This is a genomic window from Chryseobacterium indologenes, assembly GCF_002025665.1.
Classification (GTDB): Bacteria; Bacteroidota; Bacteroidia; order Flavobacteriales; family Weeksellaceae; genus Chryseobacterium; species Chryseobacterium metallicongregator.
Genome location: NZ_CP018786.1, coordinates 1,598,639 through 1,616,482, shown reverse-complemented (window position 1 = coordinate 1,616,482; position 17,844 = coordinate 1,598,639). Strand labels below are relative to the sequence as shown.

Sequence of the window (17,844 nt, the reverse complement as noted above, 5' to 3'; positions counted from 1 at the left end):
TGTGTTTAGTTTACCTTACTGAATAATCAGCTTTAAAGTAAATAGTTTTCTTCCGTGTACTTTTACAAAGTAAACGCCTGGCGGAAGGTTTTCATTTACCAAAGAGAAACGTTGGTTATTGATATTTTTCGATACATACAGTAATTCTCCCGAAGCTGAGACCAACTCAATTTTTTCAATCGGGTAATCACTCTTTATGAAAGTAGGCTGTCCCGGTTTGGTTGGGTTTGGATACAGCACTACATTTTTCTCTGTACTTCTGGTTTCTTCTGTTCCTAAAGTAGGTGAAGCTACCTGGAACTGTACTCTATTGGAAACCTCTGTATAGGAATCATTGGTAAACATTACCATATAATAGTTTCCTGGTGTTGCAGGTACAGCTGTCCCCTGAATAGTTTTTGTTCCCTGAGTTACTCCATCAAAATAGGTATAAGAAACAAAATTATCATCCGGCGTCTGAACACTTTGAGGATAAATTCCTAACCAGTCTTTAATGATTCCCGGAGAATCTGTCCATGAAGCTGTAATGTTTTCTCCTAAAGTGTATACAGGTTTGTTGATCCATAGATCAGTAACAATATCTCCTACTTTAAAGAATACCTTCTCCCCGATTCCGTTATATCCATCTTCCAACAAATACTGAGCATAATAATATCCTTTTGGAAGCCCTGTAAAATTCAATGTTCCGGATGCAGCCGTCACATAGCTCCATTTGATAGAAGCTGTAGTTCCCGGAGTCTGTCCCATTTTATAAATTCCGATCCAGTCTTTCTGTAAGTTCGGTCCATCTGTAAAATTGATAATAACCGTTCCTCCTACCGGATATGTATCAGCGGTAGTCTGCAGCTGTACTTTCGGTCCTACATAGAAATTTTTTCTTGGAGTGATTTCTGTATACCCTCCATTGGCAAAGAATCCTGCAAAATACTGACCTTTAGTAGCCAGACCATTATTGAAAGTTACTGTTCCAGCAGTCTGCCCATTCGTATAAATATAGCCTTGTGAAGTGGTAGAAGCCGGAGTTTGTCCTTTTTTATAGATTCCTACCCAATCCTGCTGATTTCCGGGACCTCCTGTGAAAGTAGCTGTGATAGCTTCATTCTGAGCATATTCTGTTTTGTTTAAAGTGAAGGTAGGGTTTGAAACCACACTTCCTGTAATTTCGAACTGCTTCACCTCACTCCACTCACTCCATTCAAGATTTCTGTCTCTGTAACGTGTTTTCACATAATAGATTCCGTTGGGGATAGAATTCGCTGCCAATATTGCTTTTGTGATGTCTACTCCATCATTCAGATTTTTCGTTTTATCAGGAGTTCCGTTTCCGTCTTTTCCGAACCAGTTTTCAAAATCGCGGTAGAATTCCTTTTCAACCACAGAAAAATTCGAGGCTTTACTGATCTGGAACTGTGTTGTATTTAAAAGCTCTCCATTGGAAGAAGAAAATGCACTTCCATTCAATGTCAAAGGTAAAGTAATTGGCCCTGAGAAAGTATTTGTAATGGATGGTTTTGCCGGTTTAGGCTGATTTTTATATCTGTGGAAAGAATCTACCAATACATTGTTTTTCTTGTTGTAAACTCCACCGATTGAATAGCATTCAATATCTACTTTTCCGGTTGGAATATCTACTTCCACAATCTGATAAGTCCAATCTGTTAAAGTTTTCTGAACATCATCAAAATCCTGTTCATTGGACATTCCCCAATATTGATCCCAGGCTGTTCCTCCGGAAATAATCTGATAATTCGGCGTATTTTTAAGCTGACCTCTGTGGTATAAATGGTGGTGAGCTCCAACGTGCATTAAATATTTATCAGAAGTCACCAGAAGCGGTACGGCATTTTCTCTTACCCATGTAGAAATATCTCCTACATACTGCTCTGCCTGATACGGTCTGTGACTCAAAGAAATAATCCAGTCTACCGTAGAATCATTGTTGGCCGCCGTTAAGATCTGCTGAAGCCATGTCTGCTGGGCTGATCCGGTATGTTCAGAACTTAAACTTACAAATAATACATTTCCTGCCTGCTGGGCATAATAATTCTCATTTCCTGAGCTTATCCCTTTATAACTGATTTCATCAATATAAAAATGGGCATAGTAAGAATTCATTCCCATCGTTCCATAGGTTTCATGGTTTCCTACCGTTGTCTGAATAGGCAGATAAGGTGATAGTTTGATATTCTTTTTAAAGTGGACATTTTCATAGTGATCCAATGTACCTACGTCTACCTGGTCACCTACCATAAAAGTAAGCGCAATATTATCTGACGGATCTGAAGTAGCTCCGAATTTTTCCTTTAGTTTTTTATACGCATTCAAAGTAAGCGTATCATATCTTGGTTCTGCTTTGATCTGGTTGTCCCCCATAATAAGGAAACGGATCTTTCCATTGGCAGTTACAGCTTGTCCCGGTAAAGGAAGTGTTCTGAAATTGTAAACAGCAGACTCACTGGTTCCTGTTTTGATCTTGTAATAGTATTTCGTGTTCGGCTGAAGATTGGCAATCTTTGCTGTGTGATAATAGTAATTGTTGTTGTACCCTGTATCTGAGAAGATATTGGTGGTTCCCGTTACGGTTACGTTCAGATTCGCTGGAGAATCTCCGTAGATCACTGTTGTTTCATTATTGGAAGCTGTTTTCCAATTGACGATCATAGAATTCGGGGTAGGATTTTGTAAATAAGGATACAAAGCCTGCCCGAAAGCCATCTGGACCGCGAAACAAAAAAAGAAGAAATAATGTTTCATAATCGTTTTCGTTTTAAAATAACATATAGAATTTCGAATTGTAAATCAACTATTTAAAAATCCTTGCTCAGATTTTTTACTTCGGGCAAAAGTAGAGTTCCCATATAAACTCTGTCTGATGGTACTTTAAAGAAACCGTTAATTTTTTGGCAAAACCAGAATGAAAAAATTATAGTTTTTAGCACATTAAATATTTGGTGTATTCAAAAACTATTTTGTACATTTGCAACCTGTTATTCAACCTCTGACGAAGAACGTGTAAGTTGCTTAGCTTTAACATTTTATTTTATTAATAATGGATTTATTAAAGTACGTACAAGACAAGTACATTGCGAAAAAAGAATTCCCTGAATTCAAAGCAGGTGATACAATTACTGTGTATTACGAAATTAAAGAAGGACAAAAGACTAGAACTCAGTTCTTCAAAGGAACAGTTATCCAATTAAGAGGTACTGGTTCTACAAAAACTTTCACTATCAGAAAAATGAGTGGTGATGTAGGTGTAGAAAGAGTATTCCCTATTAACATGCCTGCACTTCAAAAAATCGAAGTTGATAGAAGAGGTAGAGTTAGAAGAGCTAGAATTTACTACTTCAGAGACCTTAGAGGTAAAAAAGCAAGAATCAAAGACGCTGCTTACAAGAAGAAATAATTCAGACAACAATAAATACAAAAAGAGGCTGTTTACGTGTAAACAGTCTCTTTTTTTGTTTAAATATTTTTTTATTTTTTATAAGGAGTTCCTTCTCCGGTTTCAAGAAATTTTTTCAGGCTGCCTATAAATTGCATCCAACCATTTGAACAGATCTCATAACATTCAATAGCCGGGTTCAGACCGACATGAATAAGTTTTATCTGGCTGATCCCTTTATTTTCCTCTATTTCCCATACAATTGTTGTACCGATCCATTCTGTTTGGTTCTTCAAATCGGGAAGAGCAATTAATGAGTCTTCAACTAGCCATACAACTTTTGCATTGGCAGCTACTTCTTTCACACGCATTGTTTTGTGAATCTGATCTCCAAATCTTATGGTAAAAAGATTTCCAACCTCCGAAGAGGAACCTTCAAACAATTCAGTCCACCAAAGAGGAATCTCATGAGTCAAGGCATGATATACTTTATCTACAGTAGTGTTGATCTCAATTATATGTATGTAATTCTCAACGCTATTGGTATTCATTGTTTTCATAAAATATTGTATTAGGTAGTACAATTTTATGAAATTTACTATGAATCAGGCTTTTCATAGGACAAGAAATGAACGTGGCACTCCAAGGTTTACTCATTCTTCATAAGATATTGCAAAGGTGTTGAGCCTGTCTGTTTTTTGAAAAACTCAATAAAAGCACTGTCTGATGAAAAGTCAAGGATATGCGACACCTCTCCTATTGAATTACCTTCTACTAAAAGTTCAATAGATCGTTGTAACCTCCATTGCTGTCTCCAATCCTGATAAGACAGTCCGGTTTCTTTTTTAAAAATACGGCTGATCGTTTTTTCCACTGCTCCGGTTATTTCTGCAAGATCTTTCAACATTGGAGGTATAGACTGGCGTAGTGTCCACTCTTCAACAATTCTCTTAAAACGTCTGTCCTTCGGCATTTTAAGTTCCAGTTTTTCTTCCGGAGCTTTGATCATTTCATCCCAAAAAACATTTAAAAGATGAGCCTGATCATTACTAAGGTCCGTCCACTCCCAGAAACAGATTCTCTCAATAATTTCCTTTAACAAGGGATTCACATGAAGAACTTTCAGATCCGATTCTATATAGTTTTGGGAATAATCTTCATCAAAATAGATAGATCTATAGGCGACAATATTCCTGAAATTCACACGGTGAACTTCATGGGCAGGAATCCAAAGCATTCTAAACGGCGGTAGAACCAACTGCCTGTCCGAGGTAGTCACTGTCATACAGCCTGATGGCGCATACAACAATTGAGACTTTGTTTTATGAAAGTGAAAACCGGAATCATGCAATACCATATCAGAAGCTATCCCAATTACTTTTTCGTGAAGAGTATCTGCATTAAAGCTTTCATTTTGCTTCAGTATAGCCATGTCCTATTTTTGATATTTTTTGTTTTTATATCATTATAAATGTACATGGATTTTTTGGAAACTTTGCAGAAAAAAATGAAAAAGACAAATCCAATCTGGTTGTTGACTTTACTTGTGATGCTTCCTCAGTTTGTAGAAACCATCTACAGTCCAGTTTTACCAATGGTACAGGAGAAGTTTGGAGTGAATGAAGAATCAGTTACCTTAACGATCAGTTTATATTTTATAGCATTTGCGCTGGGTGTAGCATTCTGGGGCATTCAATGCGACAGGATTGGAAGGAAAAAATCATTGGAATACGGTCTCATCACCTATGGAATCGGAACTTTGGCTGCTGTTTTTGCTTCTGATTTTATGATTCTTCTTACATCCAGGATTATTTCTGCATTTGGAATTTCAGTAGGTTCTATTGTAACACAAACCATTTTAAGAGACAGCTATGACAAAGATAATCTGAGTAAAGTATTTTCCTGGATCGGAATCGGCTTATCCATCAGTCCTGTAGTCGGAATGATTACCGGTTCAATATTAGCTTCTTCTGTGGGACATCAAGGTGTATTTATCGCATTATGCATATTGTCCCTATTATTCTTTATTCTCTCCAGAGAAAAAATATCTGAGACCCATCATTCTCCAAAAGAAATCAGCATCAGTATTTTGGGAAATTTGCTCAAGCGGATGCTTCGTGATCAGGAGATCATCAGATGTTGCTTACAGATCATGAGTTTTAATGTCTTGTTATTTTCATACTATTCGCTGGCTCCGTTTATCTTTAAAGAAAATCATTATTCGTCTTATGTCTTTGGGTACAGCAGTATGATACTGGCTACGGGTACATTTGCGGGAGCAAAGCTTAACAGATATTTGTTATTGAGGAATATACAGCCTAAATATTTAGTTAAAGTAAGTACATATATAGCATTTATCGCCTCTATTTTTGTATGGATTCTGATAGGTACAGAAATATACTTTTTAATTCCTTATTTCTTCATTGTGATGGCTTTCAGCATTGTCATCCCTAATATACTGAGCACAGCACTTATGAATTATAAGAGCGAAACAGGAAGTGCAGGAGCTTTGTTAGGATTGATTTATTATATACAAATAGGTCTTGGACTGATAGCCATTGGATTGATACAAAACCTGGGAATTGCATGTGTATTGTTTTCTGGAATTGGAGTTTGTACTTTATGGCTGTTTGGGAACAAAAAGAATTGATTTTGAAACATTAAGTTGAATGAAGATGATAAGAATCCTTAAGTTTCATCAAAGATGAAAAATTAAGCAAAATGTTTATAAAGCTTATTATTTTTAATCACTTGCAAAAAACTTAATGTTTCAAATATTTTATAGTTTACAATGAAATTATTGGATAAAATTATACAGTGCTTCAATAAATTTAGGATAGACTTCGATATGGGGAAGATGCCCTACATTTTCAATCTCTACAAGCTTTGAACCCGCAATTTCACGTTGGGTTTTCTTTCCCAATTCCTGATATTGTCCCATCTTTGGCTGAAGTTCTTTAGGTGCTCTGTCCTTTCCTATAGCTGTTCTGTCTCTTGTTCCAATAATAAGCAAGGTAGGAACTTTGATATTTTTAAATTCATAACATACCGGTTGGTTGTAAATCATATCCGAAGTAAGTGCTGCATCCCAGGCTACCTGAGGATAATCTTTATGAAGAGTCCATCCTGCAATTAAGTCAAGCCAGGGTTGGTATTCTTCTTTCCATTTGTTGTCGTAATAGAATTTAAGCTGATAATTTTTATACGTTTCGGCTGTATTTTTAAGTTCAGACTGATATGCCTGATCAATGGTCTGATACGCTGCAAAAGTTTTATAATCTTCCAGTCCGATCGGATTTTCAAGGATCAGTTTTTGTACTTTCTCAGGATATAGTAATGTAAACCGGGTTGCCACCATTCCTCCCATTGAATGTCCTAATACTATGGCTTTGTCTATTTTCAATTCATCCAGAACTGCTTTTGTATTTTCTGCCAGTTGCGAAAAAGAAAACTGGTATGAATGAGGTTTTGAAGACTTTCCAAATCCTATCTGATCAGGAATCACTACTCTGAATCCTTTAGCAGAAAGATCTTTGGCTGTTCTTTCCCAATAAGCACCGTTAAAGTTTTTGCCGTGGAGAAGCATAATAGTTTTTCCATTGGATTTTTGTGGCTGTACATCCATATAAGCCATTTTCAAATTTTCACCCTGAGACTTGAAATTGAGAAAATGTACTTCATAAGGATATTGATAATCAGACAGCATTGCATCCAGAGGTTTTACCTGTGAAAATATAAAACCAGAGACCGTCAAAGTAAAAGCGGTCATTATATTTCTGAAATGTTTCATGAAACTTTTATTTTAGAGATTAAAATTAAAAAAACCGCTCCAAAAGGAACGGTTTCAATTGTTATTTTTAGTTAAATATTTTTTAGACAATTATGCCATTGAAACTTCTTTTTCTTTTTTTGAAGGTAAATTCATCAAAACAATAGCAAAAAGAATCAGAACGATTCCTACCCATTGGATCAAAAATACCTTCTCTCCCAGCAAAACAAAAGCCATGGTAACGGAAACCGGAAGTTCCAGTGATGAAACGATACTTCCAAGGCCCAATCCTGCATTTGGAAACCCAACATTGAATAAGATTGGCGGGATAATAGTTCCAAAAAGAGCCAGTACAAATCCATACGTGAGAAATATCGAATAATTAAATGAATGGATATGTTCTGTATTATCTGTAAAATTCAGGTATAATGATTTTAAACCATCAAAATACATGGGCCCTATCTGGGCAAAGAATAAGAATGCAAAAACTACAACAGAACCACCTGCCAGCATAATAATACTCTTTCTGAAAACCGGAAGGTGAGTAGCCAGTGTGTTAGAAGTGAACATCGTCAAAGTATAGGAAGCTGCTGCCATCAGTCCCCAGAAAACCCCATGCCAGTCCAGTTCTATTTCCATATTAATAAGATTGGTTGCCAGAACGGTTCCCAACAATACGATAATCACAGAGACCACTTTCCTTGTATTGGGTAGTTTTTTTGTAATAATACTCTCTACTACCACACTGAACCATACCGACTGCATCAATAATACAATAGCAATGGAAACATTGATATATTGTACGGCAATATAATAGAATAAACTTGTACCTCCCAAAGAAGTCCCTGCAAGCAAGAGCATTCTTACTTCCTTAGAACTTGGCATCGATAATTTCTGTTTTGAGGTTAAGGTCTGAATAAAATTGAGGATCAAAAGTCCTGTCAAACCTAATACGAATTGGGAAGTAGTAACTTCTGAGGTGGTAAAACCATCATGGTAAGCCATTTTCACAAAAGTGGCCAACATACCGTATATACTAGCTCCAATCCCTACAAATAAAACACCTTTTAGTATATTTTTCTTCTTCATAATTTTTTTAACAGCCTGCAAAGGTACAACATATTAATTTAATCATTCTGAAGTGTCTCATGGTAATAGATAAATAAAATCGCCACAAGCAAGCTTGTGGCGATTTTGAGATTGTTTATAAAAATAAATTATTTTTTAACCATTACTTTCGAAGCTGCTTCGAAACCTAGCCCTTTGATTTTAACCATATAAGTTCCGTTGACAAGATTGCTTGTAGAAATTGCTTTCTTAGCATCTGGTGAGATTTTATCTTCTGAAGAAACCAGTTTACCAGACATGTCATAAAGTTCTACACTTACTTTGCCAAGAGTGTTGCTTGGGAACTTAATATAAAACTCGTCCTTAGCAGGATTTGGATAGATCGAAATATTATTATTCTTATCTGCATTTACATCATTGGTAGCCAATAAACATGCTTCCGGAACATTAAAATCCTGAACCTGGTCATTAATGTTATTTTTAACTCCTGCTGATGCATTTATTCCTAAACCTCTTCTTGCGAAAACGCCCCAGATCATACATTTGTCAACACCTGCAGTTGTTGCCAACTCTGCAGCCAATATTGCATTTCTTCCTTCAATAAAACTAGGATTACAACCTTGAAGTTTCAGAGCGTCCGTTACCAACTGTAATACTTTTGTACTTCCGTTTGGAGTTGTGGATAATACATCTGAAGAATAACCATATTTTTCAACATATTTCCAGTGAAGATCCCATAACATTGTTGCCCAAACAAAACCAATAGAGTGTACATCAGGAACAATTGCTGATCCATTATTGTATTCCATTCCGTTGGTATTTCCATATGTAAATCCGTTAACTGCAAGACTTGTAGAATATTTTGCAGGTCTGATACCTCCTCCTGTTATTGGCTGTCCTACTGCATAAGTCCCTGTACCTCTTGCTACAGTAGCATTATCTCCAGCTTTATTAGTTAACATTAAAGCAAAGAAATCAGACCATCCTTCTCCCATTTGTTCTTTACTAATTCCTGAATTCAGACAATTGTATCCGGTACCAGTCATTCTATTTGAGATCCCATGACCATATTCGTGAGTTACGATTCCGTTATCAAAACTTCCGTCAGGGGTCATATTTCTTTTTAAGGTAACATTTACTGTTGTACTTGCTGCAAGCTGGGTTTTAATGTATTCTCCTTCTGCATTCGTAATCAATACTGAAGGGATTGTAATTGTCGGATCATCACCCGCCATATTTCCCAAAGTAGAACCATTTACTGCATTATTATAAACAATAGCCGCTTTAGCTCCTGCATCCTGAAGGTTTTTAACTTTAATAGCAAAAGCACATGTTCCTCTTTCAACCAATCCTATTTTATCAACCAATGAACTTGCAGGCAGAGCTGTACATCCATCTAACACTGATGAAAGTGCTACATCTCCTGTTACTCCATTGATAGGTAACGGATTACCAAACTGTGCAGTTCCGGCTCCTGGTGTACGGGAAACAGCAGCAGTAGGTGCGTTATAATAAAATATTCTTCCAACAGAAGACCATAAGTACATCTGCATTTTACCATTATATCCGTCTGGTGGTGAAGAGAAGTTAGCATTATTTAATCCACTTCCGTCCTGAGCCTCTGCATATACAGAATCATCTTCTCCTGTTACAGCTCCATTTCCAAAATTGTTCTGCTGAAAGTTTCTTCCGGTTTCTGTAAATCCGAATTTGTAGAAAACATCATGAATTCTGTTATTCAGATAAAACAAATTTGTTATAGCAGCATTTCTGTTGTTTAATGGAGTTTCATTGATATTAAAAGGAAAATCAAAATTTCTTGTTGCTCCACCCTCTGCCGGAGCCCCTGTAAGATAATCAGGTGCTGTTAAAGCGGTACCATCTGCATCTTCATAGGCAAAAACATTATTTCCTCTTGTAACAGTATAATGGTTTGTTCCGTCAGAATGCCATCCTTCAGGAGAAGCACTCAGAATCCACGGATTGTTTATGATTGATCTTGAACCAAAAGTAGGTGCTTCAATAGGTAATGGAAATACATTATAGGATGCGTTATCCGGTAAAAGCAATGGAATATTATTATTTTGTGCTACACTATTTTGAGGCCCAACTAATGTATTTTCAAAATGATCAGCATGGCTCTCACCTACTTCTGAACCATAAGCATCATGATGGAAATTACATGATAGTGTCAGGTTGTTTTTCAACAGGATATTTCCATTGTTGGCGTCTACTAAAATATTCCAGTAATTAGGAGATTTTGGCTCCATTAAAGTATATTCGTAGGCCAAACGTAAGTTTCCACTCTCATCATTTGTATACACTAATCTCTGATTAGCTGATGTAGCTTTCTTTGGTGTCTTTTCAAGGTACTCAAGAATAGTGAAGTTAGCAATATCCGGGTTTTTCAGATCTTCAGCAATCTTTTGAAGAGCTGTCCCTTTATTAATGGCAGCTGTCCCCGAAGTAGAAGTAGTATAATCTGTAACAAAATTATCTGTATAGTAAATAATTTTATTATCTCTAATCAATGCTGTTCCTACAGAACTGTATACCGGCAAACCTTTATAAGTCTGTAAAAATTTAACAACATTACCATTCAATGATTTTGAAGGATCTATATTATCAACAATGATATTATTCAGATCGGACTTTTTATATTCCCTTATTTTATTTTGAGAAATATAATCTTTAATCAGTTTTTCATTATCCTGTCCGAACAATAATGTCGGAAATGCAGAAAATACCGCAAATAAAAGGGGTAGAGCTTTATTTTTCATATCCATTATTAAAGCCGCTAATCTACAAATAATTCACAAAACTTTACTATTTTTTTTATTAAAAATAAACACGTAAACAAATACCTATATAAAACACATCCTAAAAATTATTTTATGTAATTCTCAATTTATAGAACAACATAATATATTCAAGTCTTCCAAAATACGTTTACTCTATTTTTTGATTCTTTTCATTCAAATATTTCGCCACATAAATAGATATAATTAGTATGAATTTCTAATATAAACTCGGTTCATTTTTTTACTATTTTATAAAATTATGTCTAATAAACCCTCTTTTTCAATATCTTAAATACAGATTATAATATATACTCATAAAAAAGCCGCTCAAATGAGCGGCTTCATATTTATAGATGGTTCAAAGATTATTTACCTTCTTCCATTTTTCTTTTCAACTCTGCTAATGCATCGATGTCTCCAAGAGTAGATCTTTCTTCGTTGTTAGAAGAAGAAGTTACGTTTCTAGAAGAAGATTCTTTTACGTTTTTCTTCTCTTCGTCTCTGAAGATACCTGTGTGAGATACTACTACTCTCTTGAATTCTTTGTTGAATTCGATTACTTTGAACTGAGCATCTTCACCTTTTTTGATTTTAGATCCATCTTCTTTCTCTAATAATCTTGAAGGGCAGAATGCTTCTACTTCAGCATCTTCGAATTGAACAGAAGCTCCTTTATCGTGAACTTCTACAGCTTTACCAGCGTGGATAGTTCCTTCAGCATATTTAGTTTCGAATTTATCCCATGGGTTTTCAGTCAATTGCTTGTGACCTAGAGATAATCTTCTAGCCTGAATATCTAATTCAAGAACTACAACGTCTAATTTATCACCTACTGCGCAGAACTCAGATGGGTGCTTGATTTTCTTAGTCCAAGAAAGATCAGAGATGTAGATTAATCCGTCGATACCTTCTTCTAACTCTACGAATACACCAAAGTTAGTGAAGTTTCTTACAGTTCCTACATGCTGAGATCCTACCGGATACTTAGCTTCAATGTTTTCCCATGGATCTTTAGACAATTGCTTGATACCAAGAGAAATTTTTCTTTCTTCTCTATCTAAAGTTAATACTTCAGCTTCTACTTCATCACCTACTTTTACGAAATCTCCAGCAGATCTTAAGTGAGTAGACCAAGACATTTCAGAAACGTGGATTAATCCTTCAACACCTGGAGCGATTTCTACGAATGCACCATAGTCAGCAAGAACTACTACTTTTCCTTTTACTTTGTCACCTACTTTCAAGTCAGCAGAAAGAGCATCCCAAGGATGAGCTTCTAATTGCTTCATACCTAATTGGATTCTTGTTTTCTCGTCATCGAAATCAAGGATTACAACTTTTACAGTTTGTCCGTCTTCTAGGATTTCAGATGGGTGGTTCACTCTAGACCAAGAAAGGTCTGTAATGTGGATCAATCCATCAACACCTCCTAAGTCAATGAATACACCGTAAGAAGTGATGTTCTTAACAGTTCCTTCAAGAACCTGACCTTTTTCAAGCTGAGCGATGATTTCTTTTTTCTGACCTTCGATATCTGCTTCGATCAATGCTTTGTGAGATACAACTACGTTTTTGAACTCAGGGTTGATTTTCACAACTTTGAACTCCATAGTTTTTCCTACGAACTGATCGTAATCTTTAATTGGCTTAACGTCAATTTGAGAACCAGGTAAGAATGCTTCGATTCCGTGAACGTCAACGATCATACCACCTTTAGTTCTAGATTTAACAAAACCGTTAACGATTTCTCCAGTTTCGTGAAGTTCGTTTACTTTATCCCAAGCTTTAAGCGTTCTAGCTTTTCTGTGAGATAATTGTAATTGACCAGTTTTGTCTTCTCTCTTGTCAACCATTACTTCTACCTCATCACCTACTTTAAGGCCTTGGTTGTAACGGAATTCGTTTAGAGAGATAACACCTTCAGATTTGAAGTTGATGTCTACGATAGCTTCTTTATCAGTTAATCTTACAACTTTACCAACTAAAACGTCGTTATCGTCAAGGTTGTTTAAAGATCCGTTGTAGATTTCTTCTAAATCGCTTTTTTCTTTTCTCGCATCTGCATCAAGACCTGATTCGAATGAATCCCAATCAAATTGTTCTGGTGCTACGTTTTGGTTTAATAAAACCTCTGCTGAATTTGTCTCTTTTGACATTTTCTAATAAAATTTGTATTCCTTCTTTTTTAACGGTTTGAATAAATGCGGATTAAAAAATACGGAAGTAATTAATTGTAAGTAATTTACTCTTCAAACCTTTTCGCCACAAAAGTGGGTGCAAAGATATGAATTTTATTTAAAATAAGCAATAGATTTCGGCAAGCTAATATTTAACTTATATATTTCAAAATCAACACTTTGATTAAAATAATGCTTCAAGAACTGCATTTCGTAAACTTTCAGTTTCTGCTCAACATGACAGCAGATATTGCTTCGTTCTAAATTTAAAACAGTTAGTATTAGAGATGTCATGCTGAACAGAGTCGAAGCATCTATAACTAGTGGGGACAAAATGAGATTCTTCATTTCGCTGCGCTTCATTCAGTATGACAGGAACGCAGAATTAAAGAAGAACATTACAGTCCTATCCCTCTCAAACTCTCCCACCCATCACCCGCTTAAATTCATTACCTTTGCAGCATGGAATTACAGCCGATCTATCAAAAACTGCAGATTCAGGATATGAATCAAATGCAAAAATCTACTTATAAAGCATCTGAAAACAATACAGACATTGTTTTACTCTCTCCCACAGGATCCGGGAAAACACTAGCTTTTTTATTTCCCGTTCTCAGAAATCTGAAAAAAAATGTTCAGGGAGTTCAGGCATTGATATTAGTTCCGGCAAGGGAACTTGCTTTACAGATTGAGCAGGTTTTTAAATCTATGGGGACAGATTTTAAAGTTTCTGTCTGCTATGGTGGCCATGATAAAAAAATTGAGGTTAATAATTTGATTGAAGCTCCGGCTGTATTGATCGGAACTCCTGGAAGGGTTGTTTACCATTTAAGAAATAACAATTTTGATCCAAAAACGATTAAAACACTGGTTCTTGATGAATTCGACAAAGCTCTGGAATTGGGTTTCCATGATGATATGGAATTTATTTCCAATTCTTTAAAAGGGCTTTCTCAAAGAATTTTAACATCTGCCACAGCCATGGATGAAATTCCGGCTTTTACAGGCTTAAAAGATGAAAAAGTAATCAGTTTCCTTAAAGAAAATGATGTAAAACCGGATCTCCAGCTGAGAAAAGTAATGACTATTCCTGAAGAAAAACTGGATACCCTTTTCAATCTGGTTTGTAAAATCGGGAACAAAAGAACGTTGATTTTCTGTAATCACCGTGAGGCCGTAGACCGTATCTCTGAACTTCTTAACCAAATGGGAATCGACAGAGAAACCTTCCACGGTGGTATGGAACAGGACGAAAGAGAACGTGCTTTGCTAAAATTCAGAAATGATTCTGCAAGGATTCTTATTACCACCGATCTGGCTGCCCGCGGACTTGATATTCCTGAGGTAGAATCTATCGTTCATTATCAGCTTCCGCCAAAAGAAGATGCCTTCATCCACAGAAACGGACGTACCGCAAGAATGAATGCCAAAGGTTTTGTCTACCTGATTATGACTGAAGAGGAAAATTTCCCATTCATTAAAAATAATACTCCCGAAGAAAGTGTTGCCGGATTTACTAAAGTTCCGCAAAAAACACCTTTCCAGACTGTTTACATCAGTGCAGGAAAAAAAGATAAAGTGAACAAAGTGGACATTGTAGGATATTTGCTAAAGAAAGGAGAACTTCAAAAAGAAGATGTAGGAATTATTGAAGTAAAGGACACCACATCCTATGTTGCCGTTGCCAGAAATAAAGTAAACGCTCTTTTAAGAAAACTTCAGAACGAAAAACTGAAAGGTAAGAAAGTGAAAATGGAGGTTGCTTATTAAACCACAAAAGTCACAAAAGTTTTTTTAAGTTGATACTTTGTGCATATAAAGTTCACATAAGCTTGTGAAAATTTTCAAAGATAAAGTAATTACCCCTGTGAGAATTCCCCTCCTCCGGAGGGGTGCGAAAATTCAGAGAATTTTTGACGGGGTGGTTTCAACAAACATAAAAAGAGCTCTGAAATTTCAGAGCTCTTTTATTATAAAGATATCACAATCTTATTTTATTCCTCTTACTCTGGTAGGGAAAGTATATACAGATTTCGAGGCAGTAATGAACAGAATATCATTGTTTTTTCCTCCAAAAGCCACATTAGATGTCCATTTCTCAGGAATAGAAATATGATAAATTTTCTTTCCCAAACGGCTGAAAACATGAACGCCATCTCCTGTCAGATAAAGATTACCGTGTTTATCCAGCTCCATTCCATCTGAACCCATTTCACAGAAGAGTTTTTTCTCAGATAATTTTCCTTCTCCCAGTATATCATATACATAGGTTTTTCCGGCATCAATATCAGAAATATAGAGTTTCTTTAATTTTTCGCTTCCTACAATTCCATTGGGCTGTGTGAAGGTATCCAGTTTCGTAACTTTTCCTGTTCTGTCCCTGTAATAAAGACTTTTATGTTGGATTTCCTGTTTAAATCCAATCCAGTAATCTCTTTCATACAAAGGGTCTGTAAAGTACATTCCTCCCACTTCATCATTCCAGACATCATTGGGCCCGTTCAGTCTTTTTCCTTCAAAACCTTTTAGCAGAACTTCTACTGTTTTATCTTTGGAAATCTTCCAGATCTCACCCTGATCGTCTGAACAGGTAATTAAATAGCCGTCTTTGTCAAAGTGCGTTCCGTTTGCCCTTCCCGTTTTATCTAAAAACTCTATCACTTTATTGCTTTTCCAATCCCAGTAATAAATCTTATCGTTAGGCTGATCGGTAAAGTAAACATTCCCTTCTTTATCTGCTGATGGTCCTTCTGTGAAACTGAACTTGTCGGAAACCATTTCCAGTTGTACTCCTTCATAAAACATTTTACTATAATTTACTGATTGACAGTTTACCAATGCGAAAACCAAACCAATCATACTTATTTTAAAGATATTCTTCATGCTTCATTTTTAAAGCTGCAATTTACGATATGACTCAAAAGCATCAAAACATTTTCTCATTTTGATATAATAAAAACTATAGAAGCAAAATGTCCCAATTATCCTATTTTGGACGTAGATCATATTAGTAATAAAAAGATATAATCCGGAGCTTTGCAGTAACAGGATCAATCACTTTTTTCAAAGAAAAATATCTTAAAAAAAATGATAAATCCGGATGAAAATTGTACCAAAAATACTTTATAGCATACAACAATGAGCGCAGAGTCCAACAATATCAAGTCTTTGGAAATTGAAAATGAAGATTTCAGAAATTCCGTAGGAACCATGGATGAAACCGGGAAAAGAAAATGGATTTTCCCAAGAAAACCTAAAGGAAAGTATACCAACTACAGAAATTACACCAGCTATCTTCTTCTTGCGATTTTCTTTGGGTTGCCTTTTGTAAAGATCAATAACAATCCTTTTCTTCTCATTAACGTGATCGACAGAAAGTTTTTTATCCTTGGACAACCTTTCTACCTGCAGGACTTTTTCATTCTTGCTTTAGGAGCGGTAACTTCCGTGATTTTTGTAATGTTATTTACAGTAGTTTTCGGAAGAATATTCTGTGGCTGGCTATGTCCGCAGACTCTTTTCATGGAAATGGTTTTCCGCAAAATCGAATACTGGATTGAAGGTGACCGAAATAAACAGATGAAACTTGACAGACAGGAATGGGATGCAGAGAAAATACGAAAAAGGCTGGCTAAATGGTCTGTTTTTCTTCTTATTTCACTGATTATTTCTCACTTTATGTTCATGTATATTGTGGGGTACGAAGAAGTTTTCCGTATTATGAGTGAAGGGCCAGAAGGAAACTCACTGAAGTTTCTTGTGATGATCTTCTTTACCATGACGTTTTACTTTGTTTTTGCCTGGCTTCGTGAGCAGGTTTGTACACTGGTTTGCCCTTATGGAAGACTGCAAGGAGTATTGATTGACAAGCAAACCATCAATGTATATTATGATTTTAAAAGAGGGGAAGGCCGTGCAAAATGGAGAAATAATGAAGACAGAAAAGCTGCAGGAAAAGGAGATTGTATCGACTGTAACCAATGCGTTGTGGTATGTCCTACAGGAATTGATATCAGAAACGGCCAGCAGCTGGAGTGTGTAAACTGTACAGCCTGTATTGATGCCTGTGATGAAGTCATGGAAAAGGTTGGTTTGCCTAAAGGATTGGTACGTTATGCAACGGAAGCCGAAATTGAAAATCAGGATAAATTTCGTTTTACCCCGAGAATGAAAGCAACAACCGTTATCCTTGCATTATTAATCGGATTCCTAGGATTTTTAATGTACGACCGTGGTTCTATGGAAGCAAAATTCATCAAACCGGCAGGTTCTACATTCTTTGTTAAAAATGGTAAAATCACCAACACCTTTATTTACACTCTTCTGAATAAATCCAACGAGAAAAAAACGCTTACCATAAAAGTCATTACTCCAAAAAATGCAGAGATCACTTACTTTGGTTCTGAAAAAATCATATTGAAAGGAGATCAAATCCTTAAAGGAAACATCAATATTTCCTTCCCTGAAGAAGAAATTAAGTTCTCAAAACAGAATATGGTCATCGGAGTGTTTGATGAAAAAGGCCAGTTGGTAGATTCTTTTGAAACCACTTTTGAAGGACCGTTTAAGCTAGCTCTTTAGGTGGCAGATAGTAGGTGGCAGGTTGTGAGGATCAGAAAAAGTAGTTGATATTTCCCTAATTCC

General features: G+C 36.0%; 12 protein-coding genes. 4 read left to right on the top strand and 8 right to left on the bottom strand.

Translation table 11 applies throughout. From position 1 onward, the window contains the following. Positions 1-15: 15 nt before the first annotated feature. Positions 16-2,754, bottom strand: coding sequence for a fibronectin type III domain-containing protein (locus BUE84_RS07240; RefSeq protein ID WP_079241050.1), 2,739 nt, complete (start codon positions 2,752-2,754; stop codon positions 16-18). Between the two features lie 295 nt (positions 2,755-3,049). Here BUE84_RS07240 and rplS point away from each other — a divergent pair, with 295 nt between their 5' ends. After that, the gene (gene rplS, locus BUE84_RS07235) at positions 3,050-3,406 is read left to right on the top strand and encodes a 50S ribosomal protein L19 (RefSeq protein ID WP_002980648.1); all 357 of its coding nucleotides are present in this window, start codon (positions 3,050-3,052) and stop codon (positions 3,404-3,406) included. Positions 3,407-3,477: 71 nt separating this feature from the next. Here rplS and BUE84_RS07230 read toward each other — a convergent pair whose 3' ends face one another. After that, positions 3,478-3,945: an SRPBCC family protein gene (locus BUE84_RS07230; RefSeq protein WP_079241049.1), complete on the bottom strand. Its 468-nt coding sequence runs from the start codon at positions 3,943-3,945 to the stop codon at positions 3,478-3,480. 89 nt (positions 3,946-4,034) lie between these two features. Continuing rightward, the gene (locus BUE84_RS07225; protein ID WP_079241048.1) at positions 4,035-4,817 is read right to left on the bottom strand and encodes an AraC family transcriptional regulator; all 783 of its coding nucleotides are present in this window, start codon (positions 4,815-4,817) and stop codon (positions 4,035-4,037) included. A 75-nt stretch (positions 4,818-4,892) separates the two neighbouring features. On the opposite strand from BUE84_RS07225, the gene BUE84_RS07220 reads away from it, so the two are divergent. Next, positions 4,893-6,035, top strand: coding sequence for an MFS transporter (locus BUE84_RS07220; RefSeq protein ID WP_079243878.1), 1,143 nt, complete (start codon positions 4,893-4,895; stop codon positions 6,033-6,035). Positions 6,036-6,182: 147 nt separating this feature from the next. On the opposite strand, the gene BUE84_RS07215 is transcribed toward BUE84_RS07220, so the two are convergent. The 4 genes from BUE84_RS07215 to rpsA form a co-directional block, all read right to left on the bottom strand. Beyond that, complete coding sequence (locus BUE84_RS07215) at positions 6,183-7,154, bottom strand: alpha/beta fold hydrolase (protein WP_099049878.1); 972 nt, start codon at positions 7,152-7,154, stop codon at positions 6,183-6,185. 111 nt (positions 7,155-7,265) lie between these two features. Then, positions 7,266-8,243, bottom strand: a complete 978-nt coding sequence (locus tag BUE84_RS07210) for an EamA family transporter (protein ID WP_079241046.1) — start codon at positions 8,241-8,243, stop codon at positions 7,266-7,268. A gap of 128 nt (positions 8,244-8,371) precedes the next feature. After that, a complete protein-coding gene (locus BUE84_RS07205) occupies positions 8,372-11,002 on the bottom strand; it encodes a T9SS-dependent M36 family metallopeptidase (protein WP_238594384.1) in 2,631 nt (876 codons plus the stop codon). 386 nt (positions 11,003-11,388) lie between these two features. Continuing rightward, a complete protein-coding gene (gene rpsA, locus BUE84_RS07200; RefSeq protein ID WP_047095475.1) occupies positions 11,389-13,179 on the bottom strand; it encodes a 30S ribosomal protein S1 in 1,791 nt (596 codons plus the stop codon). Positions 13,180-13,662: 483 nt separating this feature from the next. Between rpsA and BUE84_RS07195 the strand changes: the two genes are divergently transcribed. Further along, positions 13,663-14,970 carry a DEAD/DEAH box helicase gene (locus BUE84_RS07195; protein WP_034695341.1) on the top strand — a complete coding sequence of 436 codons (1,308 nt, stop codon included), beginning with the start codon at positions 13,663-13,665 and terminating at the stop codon, positions 14,968-14,970. 219 nt (positions 14,971-15,189) lie between these two features. Here BUE84_RS07195 and BUE84_RS07190 read toward each other — a convergent pair whose 3' ends face one another. Further along, positions 15,190-16,083: an SMP-30/gluconolactonase/LRE family protein gene (locus BUE84_RS07190; protein WP_079241044.1), complete on the bottom strand. Its 894-nt coding sequence runs from the start codon at positions 16,081-16,083 to the stop codon at positions 15,190-15,192. 255 nt (positions 16,084-16,338) lie between these two features. Between BUE84_RS07190 and ccoG the strand changes: the two genes are divergently transcribed. After that, positions 16,339-17,781, top strand: coding sequence for a cytochrome c oxidase accessory protein CcoG (gene ccoG / locus BUE84_RS07185; protein ID WP_079241043.1), 1,443 nt, complete (start codon positions 16,339-16,341; stop codon positions 17,779-17,781). Positions 17,782-17,844 lie beyond the last annotated feature (63 nt).

What these genes read in the sequence shown, in the direction of transcription:
- BUE84_RS07240 (WP_079241050.1), bottom strand. Translation starts at nt 2,754, where the DNA reads ATGAAACATTATTTCTTCTTTTTTTGTTTCGCGGTCCAGATGGCTTTC.
- rplS (WP_002980648.1), top strand. Translation starts at nt 3,050, where the DNA reads ATGGATTTATTAAAGTACGTACAAGACAAGTACATTGCGAAAAAAGAA.
- BUE84_RS07230 (WP_079241049.1), bottom strand. Translation starts at nt 3,945, where the DNA reads ATGAAAACAATGAATACCAATAGCGTTGAGAATTACATACATATAATT.
- BUE84_RS07225 (WP_079241048.1), bottom strand. Translation starts at nt 4,817, where the DNA reads ATGGCTATACTGAAGCAAAATGAAAGCTTTAATGCAGATACTCTTCAC.
- BUE84_RS07220 (WP_079243878.1), top strand. Translation starts at nt 4,893, where the DNA reads ATGAAAAAGACAAATCCAATCTGGTTGTTGACTTTACTTGTGATGCTT.
- BUE84_RS07215 (WP_099049878.1), bottom strand. Translation starts at nt 7,154, where the DNA reads ATGACCGCTTTTACTTTGACGGTCTCTGGTTTTATATTTTCACAGGTA.
- BUE84_RS07210 (WP_079241046.1), bottom strand. Translation starts at nt 8,243, where the DNA reads ATGAAGAAGAAAAATATACTAAAAGGTGTTTTATTTGTAGGGATTGGA.
- BUE84_RS07205 (WP_238594384.1), bottom strand. Translation starts at nt 11,002, where the DNA reads ATGAAAAATAAAGCTCTACCCCTTTTATTTGCGGTATTTTCTGCATTT.
- rpsA (WP_047095475.1), bottom strand. Translation starts at nt 13,179, where the DNA reads ATGTCAAAAGAGACAAATTCAGCAGAGGTTTTATTAAACCAAAACGTA.
- BUE84_RS07195 (WP_034695341.1), top strand. Translation starts at nt 13,663, where the DNA reads ATGGAATTACAGCCGATCTATCAAAAACTGCAGATTCAGGATATGAAT.
- BUE84_RS07190 (WP_079241044.1), bottom strand. Translation starts at nt 16,083, where the DNA reads ATGAAGAATATCTTTAAAATAAGTATGATTGGTTTGGTTTTCGCATTG.
- ccoG (WP_079241043.1), top strand. Translation starts at nt 16,339, where the DNA reads ATGAGCGCAGAGTCCAACAATATCAAGTCTTTGGAAATTGAAAATGAA.